18 protein-coding genes are annotated in these 16,248 nt (G+C 28.8%); all 18 read right to left on the reverse strand.

Annotated features, from left to right (window positions below):
* Positions 1-298 precede the first annotated feature (298 nt).
* Positions 299-2,269 carry an ATP-dependent zinc metalloprotease FtsH gene (gene ftsH / locus ACTG47_RS18855; RefSeq protein WP_169470134.1) on the reverse strand — a complete coding sequence of 657 codons (1,971 nt, stop codon included), beginning with the start codon at positions 2,267-2,269 and terminating at the stop codon, positions 299-301.
* A 33-nt stretch (positions 2,270-2,302) separates the two neighbouring features.
* The gene (gene tilS / locus ACTG47_RS18860) at positions 2,303-3,691 is read right to left on the reverse strand and encodes a tRNA lysidine(34) synthetase TilS (protein WP_479925674.1); all 1,389 of its coding nucleotides are present in this window, start codon (positions 3,689-3,691) and stop codon (positions 2,303-2,305) included.
* A 182-nt stretch (positions 3,692-3,873) separates the two neighbouring features.
* On the reverse strand, positions 3,874-4,302 hold the full coding sequence (locus tag ACTG47_RS18865) for a YwiB family protein (protein ID WP_479925675.1): 429 nt from the start codon (positions 4,300-4,302) through the stop codon (positions 3,874-3,876).
* Between the two features lie 16 nt (positions 4,303-4,318).
* Positions 4,319-5,125: a glutamate racemase gene (murI, locus tag ACTG47_RS18870; protein ID WP_479925676.1), complete on the reverse strand. Its 807-nt coding sequence runs from the start codon at positions 5,123-5,125 to the stop codon at positions 4,319-4,321.
* Between the two features lie 201 nt (positions 5,126-5,326).
* On the reverse strand, positions 5,327-5,812 hold the full coding sequence (locus ACTG47_RS18875) for a cell wall hydrolase (protein WP_479925677.1): 486 nt from the start codon (positions 5,810-5,812) through the stop codon (positions 5,327-5,329).
* A gap of 50 nt (positions 5,813-5,862) precedes the next feature.
* Positions 5,863-6,522 carry a stage II sporulation protein R gene (spoIIR, locus tag ACTG47_RS18880; RefSeq protein WP_479925678.1) on the reverse strand — a complete coding sequence of 220 codons (660 nt, stop codon included), beginning with the start codon at positions 6,520-6,522 and terminating at the stop codon, positions 5,863-5,865.
* Positions 6,523-6,665: 143 nt separating this feature from the next.
* A complete protein-coding gene (locus tag ACTG47_RS18885; RefSeq protein WP_479925679.1) occupies positions 6,666-7,346 on the reverse strand; it encodes a GntR family transcriptional regulator in 681 nt (226 codons plus the stop codon).
* On the reverse strand, positions 7,330-8,220 hold the full coding sequence (gene ispE / locus ACTG47_RS18890; protein WP_169470127.1) for a 4-(cytidine 5'-diphospho)-2-C-methyl-D-erythritol kinase: 891 nt from the start codon (positions 8,218-8,220) through the stop codon (positions 7,330-7,332). The genes ACTG47_RS18885 and ispE overlap by 17 nt, the downstream gene beginning before the upstream one ends.
* A 117-nt stretch (positions 8,221-8,337) precedes the next feature.
* A complete protein-coding gene (locus ACTG47_RS18895; RefSeq protein WP_169470126.1) occupies positions 8,338-9,888 on the reverse strand; it encodes a DUF3794 and LysM peptidoglycan-binding domain-containing protein in 1,551 nt (516 codons plus the stop codon).
* A gap of 92 nt (positions 9,889-9,980) precedes the next feature.
* The gene (locus tag ACTG47_RS18900) at positions 9,981-10,247 is read right to left on the reverse strand and encodes a Veg family protein (protein ID WP_009892135.1); all 267 of its coding nucleotides are present in this window, start codon (positions 10,245-10,247) and stop codon (positions 9,981-9,983) included.
* Between the two features lie 147 nt (positions 10,248-10,394).
* A complete protein-coding gene (gene yabG / locus ACTG47_RS18905; RefSeq protein WP_169470125.1) occupies positions 10,395-11,255 on the reverse strand; it encodes a sporulation peptidase YabG in 861 nt (286 codons plus the stop codon).
* A gap of 83 nt (positions 11,256-11,338) precedes the next feature.
* A complete protein-coding gene (locus tag ACTG47_RS18910; RefSeq protein ID WP_169470124.1) occupies positions 11,339-12,277 on the reverse strand; it encodes a dipeptidase in 939 nt (312 codons plus the stop codon).
* A 109-nt stretch (positions 12,278-12,386) separates the two neighbouring features.
* The gene (locus tag ACTG47_RS18915; protein WP_054272001.1) at positions 12,387-12,548 is read right to left on the reverse strand and encodes a hypothetical protein; all 162 of its coding nucleotides are present in this window, start codon (positions 12,546-12,548) and stop codon (positions 12,387-12,389) included.
* Between the two features lie 9 nt (positions 12,549-12,557).
* Positions 12,558-13,055, reverse strand: a complete 498-nt coding sequence (locus tag ACTG47_RS18920; protein WP_479925680.1) for an SEC-C metal-binding domain-containing protein — start codon at positions 13,053-13,055, stop codon at positions 12,558-12,560.
* A gap of 115 nt (positions 13,056-13,170) precedes the next feature.
* Positions 13,171-13,881, reverse strand: a complete 711-nt coding sequence (locus ACTG47_RS18925; protein ID WP_479925681.1) for a peptide arginase family protein — start codon at positions 13,879-13,881, stop codon at positions 13,171-13,173.
* Between the two features lie 146 nt (positions 13,882-14,027).
* Positions 14,028-14,558 carry a hypothetical protein gene (locus ACTG47_RS18930; RefSeq protein ID WP_169470121.1) on the reverse strand — a complete coding sequence of 177 codons (531 nt, stop codon included), beginning with the start codon at positions 14,556-14,558 and terminating at the stop codon, positions 14,028-14,030.
* A gap of 16 nt (positions 14,559-14,574) precedes the next feature.
* The gene (locus ACTG47_RS18935; protein WP_169470120.1) at positions 14,575-14,805 is read right to left on the reverse strand and encodes a hypothetical protein; all 231 of its coding nucleotides are present in this window, start codon (positions 14,803-14,805) and stop codon (positions 14,575-14,577) included.
* A 14-nt stretch (positions 14,806-14,819) separates the two neighbouring features.
* Positions 14,820-16,214, reverse strand: a complete 1,395-nt coding sequence (locus ACTG47_RS18940; protein WP_479925682.1) for a sodium:solute symporter family protein — start codon at positions 16,212-16,214, stop codon at positions 14,820-14,822.
* Between the last annotated feature and the right edge of the window lie 34 nt (positions 16,215-16,248).

Raw genomic sequence — 16,248 nt, forward strand, 5'->3', positions numbered from 1 at the left:
CTAATATGACATGATTTCATGACTTATTTTCTTCTAATAAATAATTATACATTATTAATAGACTTTTAATACTATTAATTTTAAATTTCCTTTTCAATATATTATCATAATCAGATTTATATTTTATATAAATAATTTATTGTTTTACTTAAATCTTTGTAAAATAATAAAAAAACTGAAAGTATCAATCAAATTAACACTTGCAAATATATTTTGCTCAGTAATTTAATATTATACTTTCAGTTTTAGCATTTAATCCTCAACAGATAATAACCTTAAAACAATCAATATTTTAAAACTATTTATCTTCATCAGATTTATTATCTAAATTTTTATTTATATCAATAACATTGTTTCTTTCTACTTCATCTTTTTCTAATTTTATAGTCAGTTGTTCTTCAACTTCTTTAGGAGAATTTTCCTCTGTAATTGCATTTTCAATATCATTTAGTGGTAATTCTTTATTGAATGCTTTTACAAATTGTTCTGCATCTAAAGTTTCATATATAAGTAATGCTTGTGCTACATACTCTAATCTATCCATATTTTCTTGTAGTATACTTCTTGTCTTATCATATGCACCATCAACTATACGTTTTGTTTCTTGGTCTATCTCAAAGGCAACTTCTTCAGAATAATTTCTCTTACTTGAAAAACTATTACCTAAGAATACTTCATCATCACTGTCAAATGACATTGGACCAAGCTTAGAACTCATCCCATATTTTGTTACCATGCTTCTTGCAGTAGCTGTAACTCTTTCTAAGTCATTTGAAGCACCTGTAGATACATCCTTAAGTACTAATTCTTCTGCTACTCTACCACCAAGTAAAACTACAATATTTTCTTTCATTTCATTTTTCGTAGCATAGAATTTATCTTCAACAGGAAGTTGCATTGTAAATCCTCCAGCTCTTCCTCTTGGTACTATTGTAACTTGGTGAACAGGGCTTACTTCTTCAAGTATATGAGCACAAACTGCATGCCCACCTTCATGATATGCTGTAAGTCTTCTTTCTTTTTCACTTATTACTTTTGATTTTTTAGCCACACCTGCTATAACCTTAGTTATAGCTTCTTCTATAGTATCCATCTTAATTTTCTTTTCTCTTTTTCTAGCTGTCAATATCGCAGCTTCATTCATTAGGTTCTCTATATCAGCAGGAGTAAATCCTGGTGTTCTTCTAGCTAACACATCCATTTTAACATCATCACTTAGGGGCTTATTTCTTGAATGAACTTTAAATATAGCCTCTCTACCTTTTACATCTGGTGTACCAACAACAACTTGTCTGTCAAATCTTCCTGGTCTAAGTAAAGCTGGGTCAAGTATATCTGGTCTATTTGTAGCAGCCATGATTATTATACCTTGGTTTACTCCAAATCCATCCATTTCAACTAGAAGCTGATTAAGAGTTTGCTCTCTTTCATCATGACCTCCGCCAAGACCTGCACCTCTTTTTCTACCAACTGCATCAATCTCGTCTATAAATATTATAGCTGGAGCACTTTTCTTAGCTTGTTCAAATAAGTCTCTTACTCTCGAAGCACCAACCCCAACAAACATCTCAACGAAATCAGAACCACTTATACTGAAAAATGGAACTCCTGCTTCTCCTGCAACAGCTCTTGATAGATATGTTTTACCAGTTCCAGGAGGACCTACCATAAGCATACCTTTTGGTATTCTTGCACCCAATTCAATATATTTCTTAGGATTCTTTAAAAAGTCTACTACTTCTTGTAAATCTTCTTTTTCTTCATCCAATCCAGCTACATCCTTAAATGTAACTCTAGTTTTTTCATCATCTTTATGAACCTTAGCCTTTGATTTACCAAAGCTCATAACCTTTCCGCCTCCACCTTGAGACTGATTCATAAATACAAACCAAAGAATTACCATAAAGAATATTAACAGTAATGTAGGCAACATTTCGACAAACCAAGGTGTAGATGGCTTAGCTTCACCACCAAAAGTTAGTTTACCAGCCTTAGCTTGGTCTAACACCTCATCTGCAAGTTTATTTCCCATTACTTCTGTTGGAACATATGACTTAAACTTTGTATTTGTATCTTTTATAGTACCTTCTACCGAAGTTTGATTTACAAAGTATAATCTTGATATATTCTCATCAGTTAATTCTCTATACACTTCGGAGAATTTTAAATCTTTTATTTTTTCTGTAGGCTTACCTGAGAATTGAACTATACCCACTATAATTATAAAAACAAGTAGATAAAAACCTGCCCCTTTTAGCAACTTATTCAATATAGAAGCCCTCCTTTCATACATTGCTTTGCTCTATAATTTGTTAAAATTAATTTTTAATACTTCTTTTGTGCTTTCATCAATTTTATAATTCTCACTGATTTTATAATCTCCAACACATATTATTCCTTCACTGTCTGTGATTATAGGAATTTTGCACCTTTCTTCTCTTGGGATTTTTAAATCTATGAATAAATCTTTCACTTTTTTACTTCCCATAGCAAGTTTTATCTTATCACCTTGCCTTCTACTCCTTATTACTATACCCCCTTTTACCTTATTAAAATCAAACCCTTTAGATGAATTGTCTAATTTCATACTCTTATACCTATCGATACTCATTACTTGGGTCTCAATAATTTGTTTTAATTCTTTTATTTTAATAAACCCATTACTAGGTACATTGTAATAAAATTCAATCTCCTCATTAACAATTTCCTCATTGGTTAATATTATACTTTCTTTTTTTCTATAAACAAATATATTTCTTGGAAGAGTCAACATTTTATTTACTTTTGAATTATCCTCTAAAGACATTATATCCTCTATATGTCTTTGGTCAACAAAATTAGTATCTCCTAGTATATGTTTTATAGAATTTCTAAGAACTCTAACTTTGATAGCATCATGTAAGAAAATAAAATCGTCTAAATTTATCTCTACGAAGCCCTTCTCTTTTACACTTGAAACTTCTCTAAATTTAGCCTCTGCCTCTTTCTCAATATAATCGTTATCAATTTTTAAACTATTGCTCATCCTCACTATAGATTCTATTACATTTGAATTAAAATTATCCTTCATATATGGTAAAAGGTCTAACCTTATTTTATTTCTAGTGTATATATTTTCTAAATTTGTTTTATCTATTCTAGGATTTAAATTATAAGCTTCGCAATAATCCTCTATATCACTTCTTTCCACATCCAATATTGGTCTAATTATACAATTATCTCTAATATAATCAATTCCCTTTAGACCTGTTAGACCTGTTCCTCTCATGATACGCATCATAACAGTTTCAGCTTGGTCATTAAGATTATGACCTATCGCTATCTTATTAGCTTTAATCTTATCCTTAATTTCATAAAACATTTCATATCTTAATTTCCTCGCTCCTTCTTCTAATGACAACCCCTTATTTTCACAATATTTTGGTACATTAATAGACTTTACAAAGAACACAATTCCCATTTCCTCACAAAGTTTAGATACATATAATGCATCTTTTTGAGCTTCTATTCCTCTTATCTGATGATTTAAATGTGCTGCATATATTTCTATATTAAAATCTTTTTTTAATCTATTTAGTACATGCAATAAACAAACTGAATCAGGTCCTCCAGAAAGACCTAAAACTATTTTATCGCCTTTTTGTATTAAATTATGTTTATTTATAGTACCTAGTACCTTATCAAATATCATATTTATCCCTCTTACACTTAGTTTTATTCACTTTTAAGTATACTTTCTATAAAAAAACGCTAAACCCTTGTATCAATTTTAAGAAATTAAAGTTTAATATAAATATAATAATACCAAATAAATTAAATAAAAGGTAGTTTTTTCACTACCTTTATAAAATTTCTAGAAAATAGCTATAGTTATTATTTAATACCTATGTATATATCTATTTTATTCCTACCTAAAAATAAATCTTGTATCTTTATATTATAGTCTATTTTCAATTTTATGTGTTCCCCTTCTTGTATATTTATATCCAATTCCCTTGTATTAATATCAATTAATAAGGTACCTTGTGGGGTCACATATTTTGTAGTGCTACTTTCTCCACACTTAAACAACATTGTTGAGTTAATAGCACCAAACTTTTTGATACTAACTTCATCTTTAAGTATCTTTATAGTATTAGTTATTTCTATATTTTCTTCTTTTTCTTTGTAAATAACATATATTCCATCATTTTTATAAAAAATTTTACCAAAGGTAGTCATCTCTATGGTGTCCATATTTCCTTTTTCATCATATTGTCTAGTATTTATACTTATTTTTACACTCAACGATTTTCCCTCCATAGATTCTTCATATACGCTAATATTTTTGTATTTCTACTTTTTGAATCTTATCAATCTTTTTCTTTAAGAATTCTTTTGCTATATCCGAAAACTTCTCATGTATATCTGATACATAATATTGATATGTTCCATGAACCTCTGTATTATTTATCATACTTTGTACCTCTAAAATCGTTTTTAAATCTTTAGCAGTCTCTTTAGCTGGGTTAACTAGTTTTATATGTTCTCCGACTTCTTCACCTATTGTTCTCTTCAAGATAGGATAATGAGTACATCCTAATACTAAAGAATCTATATTTTTTTCTTTCAATTCTTGTAAATATATCTTTGCTGTCATTTTAGCTACTTCTGTATTTGCCCATCCTTCTTCAACAATAGGCACAAATAAAGGACATGCTTTATTGACAATTTCTATACTTTCATCTATTTTAGATATTTCTAAATTATATGCTTTTGAACTTATAGTTCCCTCAGTTCCTATTATTCCTACAATTTTATTTTTTGTAGAGCTTACAGCCGTTCTAGCTCCTGCTTCTATAACACCAATTATAGGTATATCATATTTTTCTTGAGCCTCTTTTAAACTCCTTGCAGTAGCAGTATTACACGCTATAACTATAGCCTTTACATCTTTAGTCTTTAAAAAGTTTATAGCTTGAAAAGTATATTTAATTATAGTTTCTTTAGATCTTGAACCATATGGTATTCTAGCAGTATCTCCAAAGTATATTATATCCTCATTTGGTAATATCTTCATTATCTCTTTTAGAACTGTTAATCCACCTAATCCTGAATCAAAAACTCCTATTGGCTTATTACTCATATTTATACAACACCTACTTTACATTTTTGTGTTTAACAACAACTTATTTATCGCTAAAATTTATATTTATATTCATAGTTAATATATTATTACCTAAATGATTATTATAGTTTATTTTGCACAAAAAATAAAGGAGCTATCTCAAATTAGAAAATAATTTCTAGAAAAAGACAACTCCTTTCACTTCTCAAAAATTTATATTTATTTTGCAAACACATGATTTCCTATTCTTAGATATGGACTTAGTCTATTTATCCATTTGCAAGTGGCTATTTCTGGATTCCAGAAATATACTGCTTCATTAGTTGGGTCAGTTCCATAAAGTGCCTCTTGGGCTGCTTTACATGCCGAATCTGTTGGTGACCTATTTATTGAACCATCAAGCACAACTGAGAAAGCATTTTTTTGATATATGACTTCTTCTATTGTGTCTGGAAATCTAGGGTCCAATATTCTATTTATTACTACAGCTGCTACAGCGACCTGTCCCTCATAGCTTTCTCCTCTAGCTTCTCCTGCAACCAACCTAGATAATAGCATCAAATCATCATTAGATAAATTTATGACTTCTTTCTTTGCTATATTTTCTTCTTTTTTGTTTATTTTATTAACTTTCTCTGCTGGTTCATATGCAAATACCTCTTCAATAGGCATAAATATACAAGTCAAAGCTAATAGTAAAGCCATCAGTTTACTCCACCTGTCCATGATTAAAACCACTCCTTACAATCTTATTTTTAAAACTTTTCCTCTAAATCTTTTACTACTTCAAGTACTTTAAACTTAATTTTTACTCTACTTGTTTTCTTTGGTGTATCTTGTTTTATCAACTTATATTCCTTATCAGTTAATACCTCTTTCAACTTATCATCTGTAGATTTATCTATTACTCCATTAGATTCATCAACAAAGCATAATGGAGGAAACATAACACACCACCAATTTTTTCCTTCACCTTTTCCAATGATAATTTTTAAAGCTTTATATTCACCTGCTGGAAGAACTATATTAGAATATTGTTTAGTAGGAAAATTGCTATATTGTATACCTACCTTCACACTGTAATTATATCCATTTTCAAGAATAATATTTTTACTTATTTCTTCCAAACTTCTATATTCTCTTTTTATAATTGCTTCACTTTCTTCTATACTTTTTGAATTTTGAAGCTTTGGTTGTAGATATTTTATCACTTCATCTCTAACTTTTAATTTAAGTGCTTGGTCTTCATCTGTATTACTATTTGCTATAACATGAAATCTTATTAATTTATCTTTATAGTCTTTTGATATATTATCGACTTTTTTTACTTCCCCATTTATTACTATTGTCATTATTGATATAACTGATATAAGACTTAATATTAATAATCCCAATCTAATCTTAATTTTTCTCATTGAAAATTCCCCCTTAAGATAAATTTATATCATCAATTATGTCCAATTTAAATTAATTTATTCATACTATTTTTTAATATTAATAAAAAAAGCTATTTTAAAATGATTATAATCATTTTAAAATAGCTTTTTTTACTTTATTATTATAAGTCTTTATTAATCATAGCCTTATCTATCATAAACTGTTCTGCTTTCTCTATATGTTCTGTAGCGTACTGTTTAGATAACTCACTGTCTCCTTTAATTATGGCATCAAGTAAATATCTGTGTTCCTCAACAATATTATGCGATGTATCATAATCAGACATGTAAGTAACTCTAAACCTATATACTTGTTCCCATAATGAGTTTATCAATTGGATTAATTTTTTATTATTTGTTGCTTTAAATATACATTCATGAAATTCTACATCAAGTTTTAATAATGAATCTACATCACATTCTAAAGTGCTTTTTTTAAAGTCTTCTGATATATCTTCAAGCTTTTTAATATCTTCATCACTGATTCTTTCAGCTGCAAGATATGCTGCTAAACCTTCTAAGCTCGCTCTCACTTCTAATACATCCATAATATCTTTTAATGACATATTTGCTACATAAGCACCTTTTCTAGGCAACATAACAACTAAACCTTCTAATTCAAGCTTTCTTATTGCCTCTCTTACTGGAGTTCTACTTACTCCTAATTGCTCTGCTAGCTGTACTTCCATTAGCCTTTGACCAGGCTTTAATTTTCCTTCTAAGATTGCTTCTCTTAAGTTTTCAAAAACTACATCTCTTAATGGCTTGTAATTATCCAAGTTCAGTTTAGTTAAATTCTCCACAAATTTCAACCCCTTTTTGACTGCTATTAACAACATATACCTGTTTATATTTTTTTAATAATTCTTTTTTTCCAATTAGAGCATCTTCTTTACTTTCAAATAATCCAAAAACTGTAGGACCACTTCCACTCATCATAGAACCTAAAGCATTATTTTTCATCATAACTTGCTTTATATTATCTATTTCTTCATGCTTACTTATAGTAACATTTTCAAGAACATTTACCATGTTTTCTGATAAAGCTTTTATGTCTTCAGATTTTAAACACTCTATCAAATATTTATTATTTGGTCTTTTTTTAATATTATTCAAATCTAACCCTTGATAAACTTCCTTAGTAGAAACAAATAAGTCTGGCTTACATATCAATATATTCGTATCACATGGCAAACCTTTGATATCAGTTAGCTTTTCTCCAACTCCTTGAGCTAAAGCAGGTTGTCCTGATATACAAAATGGAACATCTGCCCCTAAATTAAATCCTATTTCTTTTAATTCATCTTCAGATAATTCAAGCTTCCATAATTGATTTAGACCTACTAATACTGCGGCTGCATTAGAACTTCCTCCAGCCATTCCTGCTGCTACAGGAATATTTTTTTCTATAAATATTTCTACACCTTTTTTTATATCAAATTTATTCTTAAGTATTTTAGCGGCTTTATAAACAATATTATCTTCATCTAAAGGAATATCTAAACTAGTGCTTTTTACCTTTATTTCATCTTCATCCAATCCTTTTACTTTTACTATATCGTATAAATCTATCGTTTGCATTATCATTTCAACAAAATGATAACCATCTTGCCTTTTTCCTAAGACATCAATGGATAAATTTATTTTTGCCTTACTTTTTAGTTTTATAAAATCCATTCTATCCTCCTTGTTTAAAGAATAATGCATCACTAACAATAATATTATACTACAAAAAATAAAATAATAGGGTATTATAATACCCTATTATACTTAATTACTTTAAATTTTTTAATATTAATCTACTAATACGACTTTTTTTTCTAAAATAAGACACTTACCAGGCTTAATTGGTTCATCAAGTTTTATATCATTAAGCTCTGCAATTTCATTTTCTGTTGTATTGTATTTTTTTGCAATATTCCAGAAAGTATCACCATCTTTACATATATATACAATTATACTAGGTGCTTTAGATAAGTCATATACACCTTGGTCTTCACCTTTTATGATGAAGTTTTCTGCCTTTTTGTCTAGTGCCTCAGTAAATCTCTTAATTTTTATAACTAAATCTATTTGGTCTCTATTTAAATCAACTTCAATTTTATCAATACATGCTGTATTAAACACAGATGCTGTATCAGTTAAGTTATCCATCTCTACATCATGTTCAAACGGAATTTCTTCACTAATTTTATAAACTAATTTTAGACCCTCAACTGGAACAAATAAAATCTCAACTTTTATAATCCCTTGTATAATACTTTTATTTTCTTCAATATAACTATTTTCTATAGACATAGTTGGACAAACGCTTACAATATTTTTTATTTGTATATCATCATTATCATTTCTTATGCCTTCTCTAACCATAAATGTCTCTTCACTATTTCTTAAAGTTTTGTTTAATTGAATAGGCTTATGGTCAAATTTTATTATTTTTTGAGGAGAATATGCATCTTGCAATACCTCTCTTGTCACTTCATCTGTAACTTTTACTTTACAACAAGCCATACAATCTATTTCTAAAAGACCTGTATTACTTTCACTATTTTGTTTAAAAATATGATTAAAGTCTGACATAGACAACAAGACTTCCTCAATCATACCATCACTAACTCCAGGCACCTCTACAAATTGAGTAAACTCAATACCTACTCTATCTAACTCTACAAGTTCACCCTCATATGTACAAGCTAATGGATTTATTTCTAATACTCCACCAATGATAACCTTATTATCAGTTACTCTACTTTCTTTTACTTTAATAGATGGATTTAAACTTATTATAGACTGAATTTCTTCTGTGTTTATAGTTATAGTATCTCTTATAGAACTTTCAGCCTTTTCTATTCCAACTATATCTTGAAAACAAATTTCTTTTCTGTGTTTTTGTATGCCATCTACTTGTGATACATCCTTTACTATATCTAATCTTTGCTTTTCAAATAAACTTCCTCTTATATTCATAAGAGCTCCTACTTTGATTTTTCTCTCATTCATTATAGTACAATCCATATGCTCTACTTCTGAAAATAACATGTATTCCATATCTTGAACAACATTATCTTTTTCTATAACTTCGTTTATGTCTACTTTTCCATCTACATTAGAAATAGTATTTTTATCATCTGCAATATAGATTACGTTATAATTAAAACTTCCTCTACAAAGTATCTTCCCATCTGCCATTTCAATTTTTTTAAGTGATATGTACCCTTCTGTCTTTACGATTTCATATACATCTAATTTTTTGTCCGGTACTACCGCCTCCGCCTCAATAAATGTTTGAAATTTTCCGAAGTCTATTCTATTGTCAATTTTGATTACATCTTTAATTAATTCCATAGTTTACCTCCTTAAGTATTATAAAAGTATCACACTATATTTATATTTAAGGAGCAAAAAAAAAATTACACCTATTTTTAATAGGTATAATTTTAACTTATCTGTAATTTATCTTGATCTCTAAAAACTTGCAACTTTACATTAGATGTTAACAAATCTGAGTAACTATAAGATACTCTAGGGTATCCATTACTTTCATCATCTAATTTTATAACAAACACGCTTGGATAAACTTTTTCTAGTATACCCTCTTTTGTAATAATCTGCTTTCTTCCTTTATTAGCTTTCAACAATATTTTCTTTCCTATATGTCTCTCTAAGCTTACTCTTATCTTATCTAGAGTTTGAACAGTAGCCACAATATCACCTTCTTTAACGTTTATATGTTTACATAATATCACATATAAACATTTTTGTCAAATGTTTAAACTAATTATTTTATATATTTTTTGCAAAAATGTCAATACTATTTTTGAAGATATACAGTATAATTATGTTAATTTTTTTTAGTGTAATATTGTTTTTGGCATTGCCCATCTAAATTTTCCTCTTGTTTCAGAGCCACCAATACCCTTAACACCTGTAATAGTCTGCTCTATAACCTCATCAATAGGCACTACTACATCAATTCTTGAACAAGCAATTTTCTCCACTACAAAAACAGGGTCTAAAGCATGTATCATTATTCTTCCAGGCGAACTTGCATAATTTGCTCCTGCATTTATTATTTTTTCATAATTTGATTGGCATGCTCCTGCAAATATAACAAGATTATCCAAATTTGGTTGCCATTTACGTGCTTCTTTTACTGTTTTCATAAAGTTTAAAGAGTTTCTATAGTTGCTCATATCTTCTATATCTCCTCTTTTTATTGTCATTGCATCATGACCTGTTACTACTAGTATATCCGGATTATATTTTTCTAGTAATGCTCTCACTTCTTTATGCTGATTTTGTTCTGAAACTGCTACTCCTACAGCAGGTATTCCAAGTTGAGCATATACATCCAAACAAATTTTTAAATATTCCTTATCTCCATCTATCTGTAATACTTTTCCAGGCATTCCATATGTGTTAGGATTTAATTGAAGTTTTGGAACTGCTCTTGTCATTCTTTTCTGTCTTTCTTTAGCTTTTCTTACTGACTTATATAATAAATTTTCTACATTTTTATCTATTAATATATCTTTTATATCAGGTGCTTTTACTAATTCTAAGTCATCAATATAAGCATCTGCTATTACTCTAAATGCAATTCCCTTTAGTATAGCTATTTTTTCATTATTTTCATCTACACCAAAAGAGACTATTTTAAATACTATATCTTTGTTATGTGACTTTCTAGCTACAATGTCTCCTACCTTCATAGTTAAACCTCCAATAAATTTTTATCTTAGTTTATACTATGTTCGATATAAAACTTTGTTTCCTAATGTCAAAAAAACATTTCTTATAATACTTCTTTTATCACTCTTAAAGCATTTTTATAGTATATCTTTTCTATATCATCTTCACTAAATCCTTCTTTTTTTAGAGGCTCATATAATTTACCCATCTGAGATATATCCTCAATCTCGACCTTTGAATCTATTCCATCAAAATCTGAGCCTAGAGCCACCACATCTATTCCTCCTACATTAACAAGATGTTTTATATGTCTGACCATATCTTCAAGCTTACTTTCGCTTTTATCACTTAAAAATAAATGGAAAAAGTTTATACCTGTAACTCCACCTTTATTTGCCAATACTCTAATCATATCATCAGTTAGATTTCTAGAATGATTCATCATTGCTCTTGAATTAGAATGTGTAGCAATTATTGGTTTAGAAGAAATCTTAGCAATTTCATAAAATCCTCCATCTGAAATATGTGAAACATCAACTAACATTCCCAATTCATTCATTTTATGTACTACTTCTCTTCCAAAATCAGTAAGACCTTTTTCTCTATACTCTACTTTATTATGAGGAAAGCTCAATTCATTCACATGATTCCAACTTATTGTCATCATTCTAACCCCTAAATCGTAAAATTTAGTTAGATTTTCTATCTTCCCTTCAAGTACTGCACCTTCCTCAATAGATAAAAGTGCTGTAAGTTTTCCTTCTGATTGATTTTTCATAATTTCTTCATAGTTAGTAGCTAAAGCTATTACATCACTATTTTTTTTCATTTCCTCATGAAATTTATTTGCCATGCTCATACAATAATCAAAAGGTTGCTTTACTTCTTCAGTATCAACAAAAAGAGCAAATGTTTGAGCTAACGAATCCCCTTTTTTCAATCTGTCTATATCAACAGAATATTTGTTAGACTTAAGTGCACTTGTCTCTACATTTTCCATTAGCTTTGCTATAGTATCACAATGTAAATCAATAAACTTCATATTTATACCCCCTGTATATTTTATATTTATATCCAAAAATAGAAATAGTTGTCCTTATAGACAACTATTGACAACTATTTTTTAATATTCTTTTTTATGTTACTTAATCTTATTCCTCTTTTAAGTTAGGTATTACTCTTTTAACTTCTTCAATTTGATGCCATGTTTTATCTATATCATTTTCACTAATATACTTTTTTAAATCAGTTAAAGATGTAAAATCTTTAACTGATAAATTGTCATCATCATCTGCAAATCTTAAAATAAACATAAGACTACCTTACTTCCCACAACATTTCTTATATTTTTTTCCACTTCCACATGGGCATGAATCATTTCTTCCTATTTTTGCTTCTTTAACTACTGTCTTAGATTTTTTATACGTTTTTATTATCTCTTTTCTTTGGTCTGCTGGTAATATTTCTTCCCAACCTTGTAAATTATATAGCCAATGAGCTTCAACAGTCACCATATTACTGTATAATTTTTCCCAATCTATTTTTATAGAAACTTCTTTATCAGCTTCTACATCTTCTAACACTATCTCTTCTTTTAAGCTTTCACTTATTCCATCTATGAATCCCATGAAAAATTCATTAGTAGTTCCAAATTTTTCAGCCAATTCACTTACTTTACCTTCAACAACATCCATTTTATTATTTAATATTTCATTGTATATTCCAGCTTCAATTTTTAAATATTCTTCCCAGAACTTTACCTCTACTTCTTGATTTTCATGATTATCACTTAAATTTCTCCATTCAGTATATAAACTCATGCTTTTTTCCTCCTAAGTAAATCTATATTTTTATAGTTTTTATAGTATAAAATCTTTTAGTTAGATTATAAGTTTCTTCTTTTTGATTATACCATATTCTATTTAAAGTTAACTCTTATATTATATCATAATTAAACAATTCTTTTAATACTTTTATAGCATACTCTTGGTTTATAAAGTAAGGGCTTGTAGCAATTGTTATTACTTTAGCTTTTTTAATTAAGTTTTTTATCTTATCCAGTTTGAAATCAAACGGTATATAATCCATATCACTTGAAAATATATCCAAATCTATATCAAGAACAAACTCTGGCTCTATATCTAAAGCAAATCCATATAAACTGTCTATTATTATTAACTCTGAAAATATTTTATGTTTCAATGCTGGTTTTATAAAGCTACCTACATTTAAAATCTCATTTGTATACCTAAATACATCTTTTATATTATTTATATCTACATCATAGTTTTTAGGTTCTCTAGTATCCTTATGTTGGTCCACATGCACTAACTTGCATCCTCTTGTAAATTCATCATTCATCATAGATTTTAGCCAAAAATAAAATGCATGATTATGATTATCAAATACGTATATTTTTTTATTTCCCAGGACATATTCGACCATATTCTCCAATCCTATTGCTTTTATCTCCTCATTTTCGTCTACTTCATTGAAAACTACTTTATTACCCAACTTTACATCATTTAATGTACCACTTACAAGTTTTGGTACATAGATACTCTTATTATCTCTTTTATCATATGAAAATATATTATTTCCCATTGGTTTTTCTATATAAAATCCATTGTATTCATAATTTTGCATAAAATTTAATTTCCTCCATTTTTAAAATCTATAAAACTTAAAATGCACTTATTGCAAATCATATTATCTACTATAGAAGACATCTTATATGGCTAAATATATAATATCTTCTATTAATATGTATTATACAATAAGTGCAAAATATTTTACATTCCTATAACAAAGCCATCAGCTTCAATTGGAAGATAACTAACTCTTGCATTCAATTCAACTTTTCCAAAAAATACTACCCAGTATGGTCTAAAAATACTTTCAATTTTAACTATTTCAATCTCTGGAATTCCTCCCATAAACCTATGAGTTAACCTCATAGCCATCTTATTTGCCTTTGCTTTTACTCTTCTTTCATCTTTATCACTATATTGTACAATATTACAATCTACGTTTTTAACCATCTCACATATTGGCAACTCTTGCACTATACTACCAGCACCTGTAGAACCATTCACCAAAATTTTCAACTCATTTATATCATTAGAATGTTTTTTCTTCATGAAAACAGATTTATTTTTATGAATTTTAAGTGTGACAATTTTAAACTCTATATAGTGAAGTCTAACTTCATGCGTATCCTTGTTCTTTAATATCAATTTACTAATCAAAGAGTTTTTTCCACTCTTGGCTATATCTATAGCTTTATCTTTTGTAATTTTTATAGGCAACGCTCTTATATCCATAAAATCATTCTCTTTCTTATTTTTTTCTTGTCATTTTTATAACTCTATATATATAATCAAAAAATATTATAACTACAACTGTCATGACTCCATATGGAATTATTTTTCCAACTATAATATCATTTCTAGTCACTATACCATAAAATATAAATCCTGTTATTAAAAAGTACAATAGTACTAGAAAGCCATCTATCCCAAACCATTTTATTTCTAAATCTTTTTTCACCTTAGACACCAATTTAGACATAGCAGTTTCTCCTTTTATAGATTATTTTGTGTATTTAAATTCTCACCTATTCTATTTCCAATCATCCATGCAATAAATGAAAGTGGTATAGCCACTACAAGAGGCTCTAATTCAAAACTTTGAACTGGGAATATTTTAAAGTACCCAAATGTCACTCCCCCTACAATCATTCCTAAAATACCTCCCATAGATGTTCTTCTACCATTTCCAAGAAGCCCACCTACTATAGGTACAAATGCTGAACCCATCCAAATACTTCCTACGAATATACATGCATCATATACATTTTCAAATCTAAAAGCTACACTAAGTCCCATAACTGCTGCTAAACATACACCTATTCTAGTAAATTTTACTAATTGTTTCTGAGATAATTCCTTTTTCGTAATTCTTCCATATATATCATTGGCTAATGTGGCTCCTGCTGCTAGATAGTAACTATCTAATGTTGATACTATAGAGCCTAAAATTCCTATTATAAATATTACCCTTATTCCTTGTGGTAATGTCTCTAAAACTAAAGTTATGTACCCAGCAGCTGGTGCCATTTCTGGATAAGTTGCTCTCACTATAAGACCTGTCATAGTCAAAACCATATCAAAACATATCCATAGTGAAAAACAAGTTAATAAAGCCCTTCTACCAACTTTTGGAGAGTCTGCTGCCGAAAATCTTTGATAAAAAGTGGGGTCTGAATAAGCTCCAAAAGAATATACAATTAGCATCAAAGCTTTCATTGCTGACATACCTTTTGTAGGATGCATAAGCTGAGGTGCATCTTTAAGTGCCTCTGTAAGACCTTGAAAACCTCCTATTTGTTCAAATTGACCTGGCATAACCATAGTTAAACCAAATACCATGCAGAAAAATAATACCATATCTGTAATAGCAACTCCCATAAGCCCACCAAGTACTGTAAGTACAACAACCACAACTACCATTATTAGACCTATCAATTCTTTATCTATTCCCCAAGCTACATTACCTATAGTTCCCATAGCTGTTATTTCTCCAAGTTGTGCACAATATATGAACATTAAGATTGCTCCAATTATAGCAACATGTTTTCCATAAAAACTTTCCAATAAATCAGGAACTGTTATATTGGTTCTTATATGGATTCTTGGCCCAACCCACAATGCTAAAGGCATTCTTCCAATATGTGCAGCTATTGACCAAACTGCCCATGCAGATATTCCATATATAGCCGCATACTCTACACTACCTACCGTACCAACTCCCCCATACCATGAAGCAACCAAAGTACCTACTATCAATGACCATGGTAAGCTTCGATTTCCTAGGTAATAACTCTCCATATCTTTTACATTCCTAGAAAAATAATAACCTATCCCTAATAATATAAATGCAAATATAACTATAATTCCATTTTCCCACAATGCTAACATATCTAATCTCCACGTTCTTATATTTTAAATTTTT

The sequence above is a fragment of the Clostridioides sp. LIBA-6622 genome, assembly GCF_056716095.1.

What these genes read in the sequence shown, in the direction of transcription:
- tilS (WP_479925674.1), bottom strand. Translation starts at nt 3,691, where the DNA reads ATGATATTTGATAAGGTACTAGGTACTATAAATAAACATAATTTAATA.
- ACTG47_RS18865 (WP_479925675.1), bottom strand. Translation starts at nt 4,302, where the DNA reads ATGGAGGGAAAATCGTTGAGTGTAAAAATAAGTATAAATACTAGACAA.
- murI (WP_479925676.1), bottom strand. Translation starts at nt 5,125, where the DNA reads ATGAGTAATAAGCCAATAGGAGTTTTTGATTCAGGATTAGGTGGATTA.
- ACTG47_RS18875 (WP_479925677.1), bottom strand. Translation starts at nt 5,812, where the DNA reads ATGGCTTTACTATTAGCTTTGACTTGTATATTTATGCCTATTGAAGAG.
- spoIIR (WP_479925678.1), bottom strand. Translation starts at nt 6,522, where the DNA reads ATGAGAAAAATTAAGATTAGATTGGGATTATTAATATTAAGTCTTATA.
- ispE (WP_169470127.1), bottom strand. Translation starts at nt 8,220, where the DNA reads ATGGATTTTATAAAACTAAAAAGTAAGGCAAAAATAAATTTATCCATT.
- ACTG47_RS18895 (WP_169470126.1), bottom strand. Translation starts at nt 9,888, where the DNA reads ATGGAATTAATTAAAGATGTAATCAAAATTGACAATAGAATAGACTTC.
- yabG (WP_169470125.1), bottom strand. Translation starts at nt 11,255, where the DNA reads ATGAAGGTAGGAGACATTGTAGCTAGAAAGTCACATAACAAAGATATA.
- ACTG47_RS18910 (WP_169470124.1), bottom strand. Translation starts at nt 12,277, where the DNA reads ATGAAGTTTATTGATTTACATTGTGATACTATAGCAAAGCTAATGGAA.
- ACTG47_RS18915 (WP_054272001.1), bottom strand. Translation starts at nt 12,548, where the DNA reads ATGTTTATTTTAAGATTTGCAGATGATGATGACAATTTATCAGTTAAA.
- ACTG47_RS18920 (WP_479925680.1), bottom strand. Translation starts at nt 13,055, where the DNA reads ATGAGTTTATATACTGAATGGAGAAATTTAAGTGATAATCATGAAAAT.
- ACTG47_RS18925 (WP_479925681.1), bottom strand. Translation starts at nt 13,881, where the DNA reads ATGCAAAATTATGAATACAATGGATTTTATATAGAAAAACCAATGGGA.
- ACTG47_RS18930 (WP_169470121.1), bottom strand. Translation starts at nt 14,558, where the DNA reads ATGGATATAAGAGCGTTGCCTATAAAAATTACAAAAGATAAAGCTATA.
- ACTG47_RS18935 (WP_169470120.1), bottom strand. Translation starts at nt 14,805, where the DNA reads ATGTCTAAATTGGTGTCTAAGGTGAAAAAAGATTTAGAAATAAAATGG.
- ACTG47_RS18940 (WP_479925682.1), bottom strand. Translation starts at nt 16,214, where the DNA reads ATGTTAGCATTGTGGGAAAATGGAATTATAGTTATATTTGCATTTATA.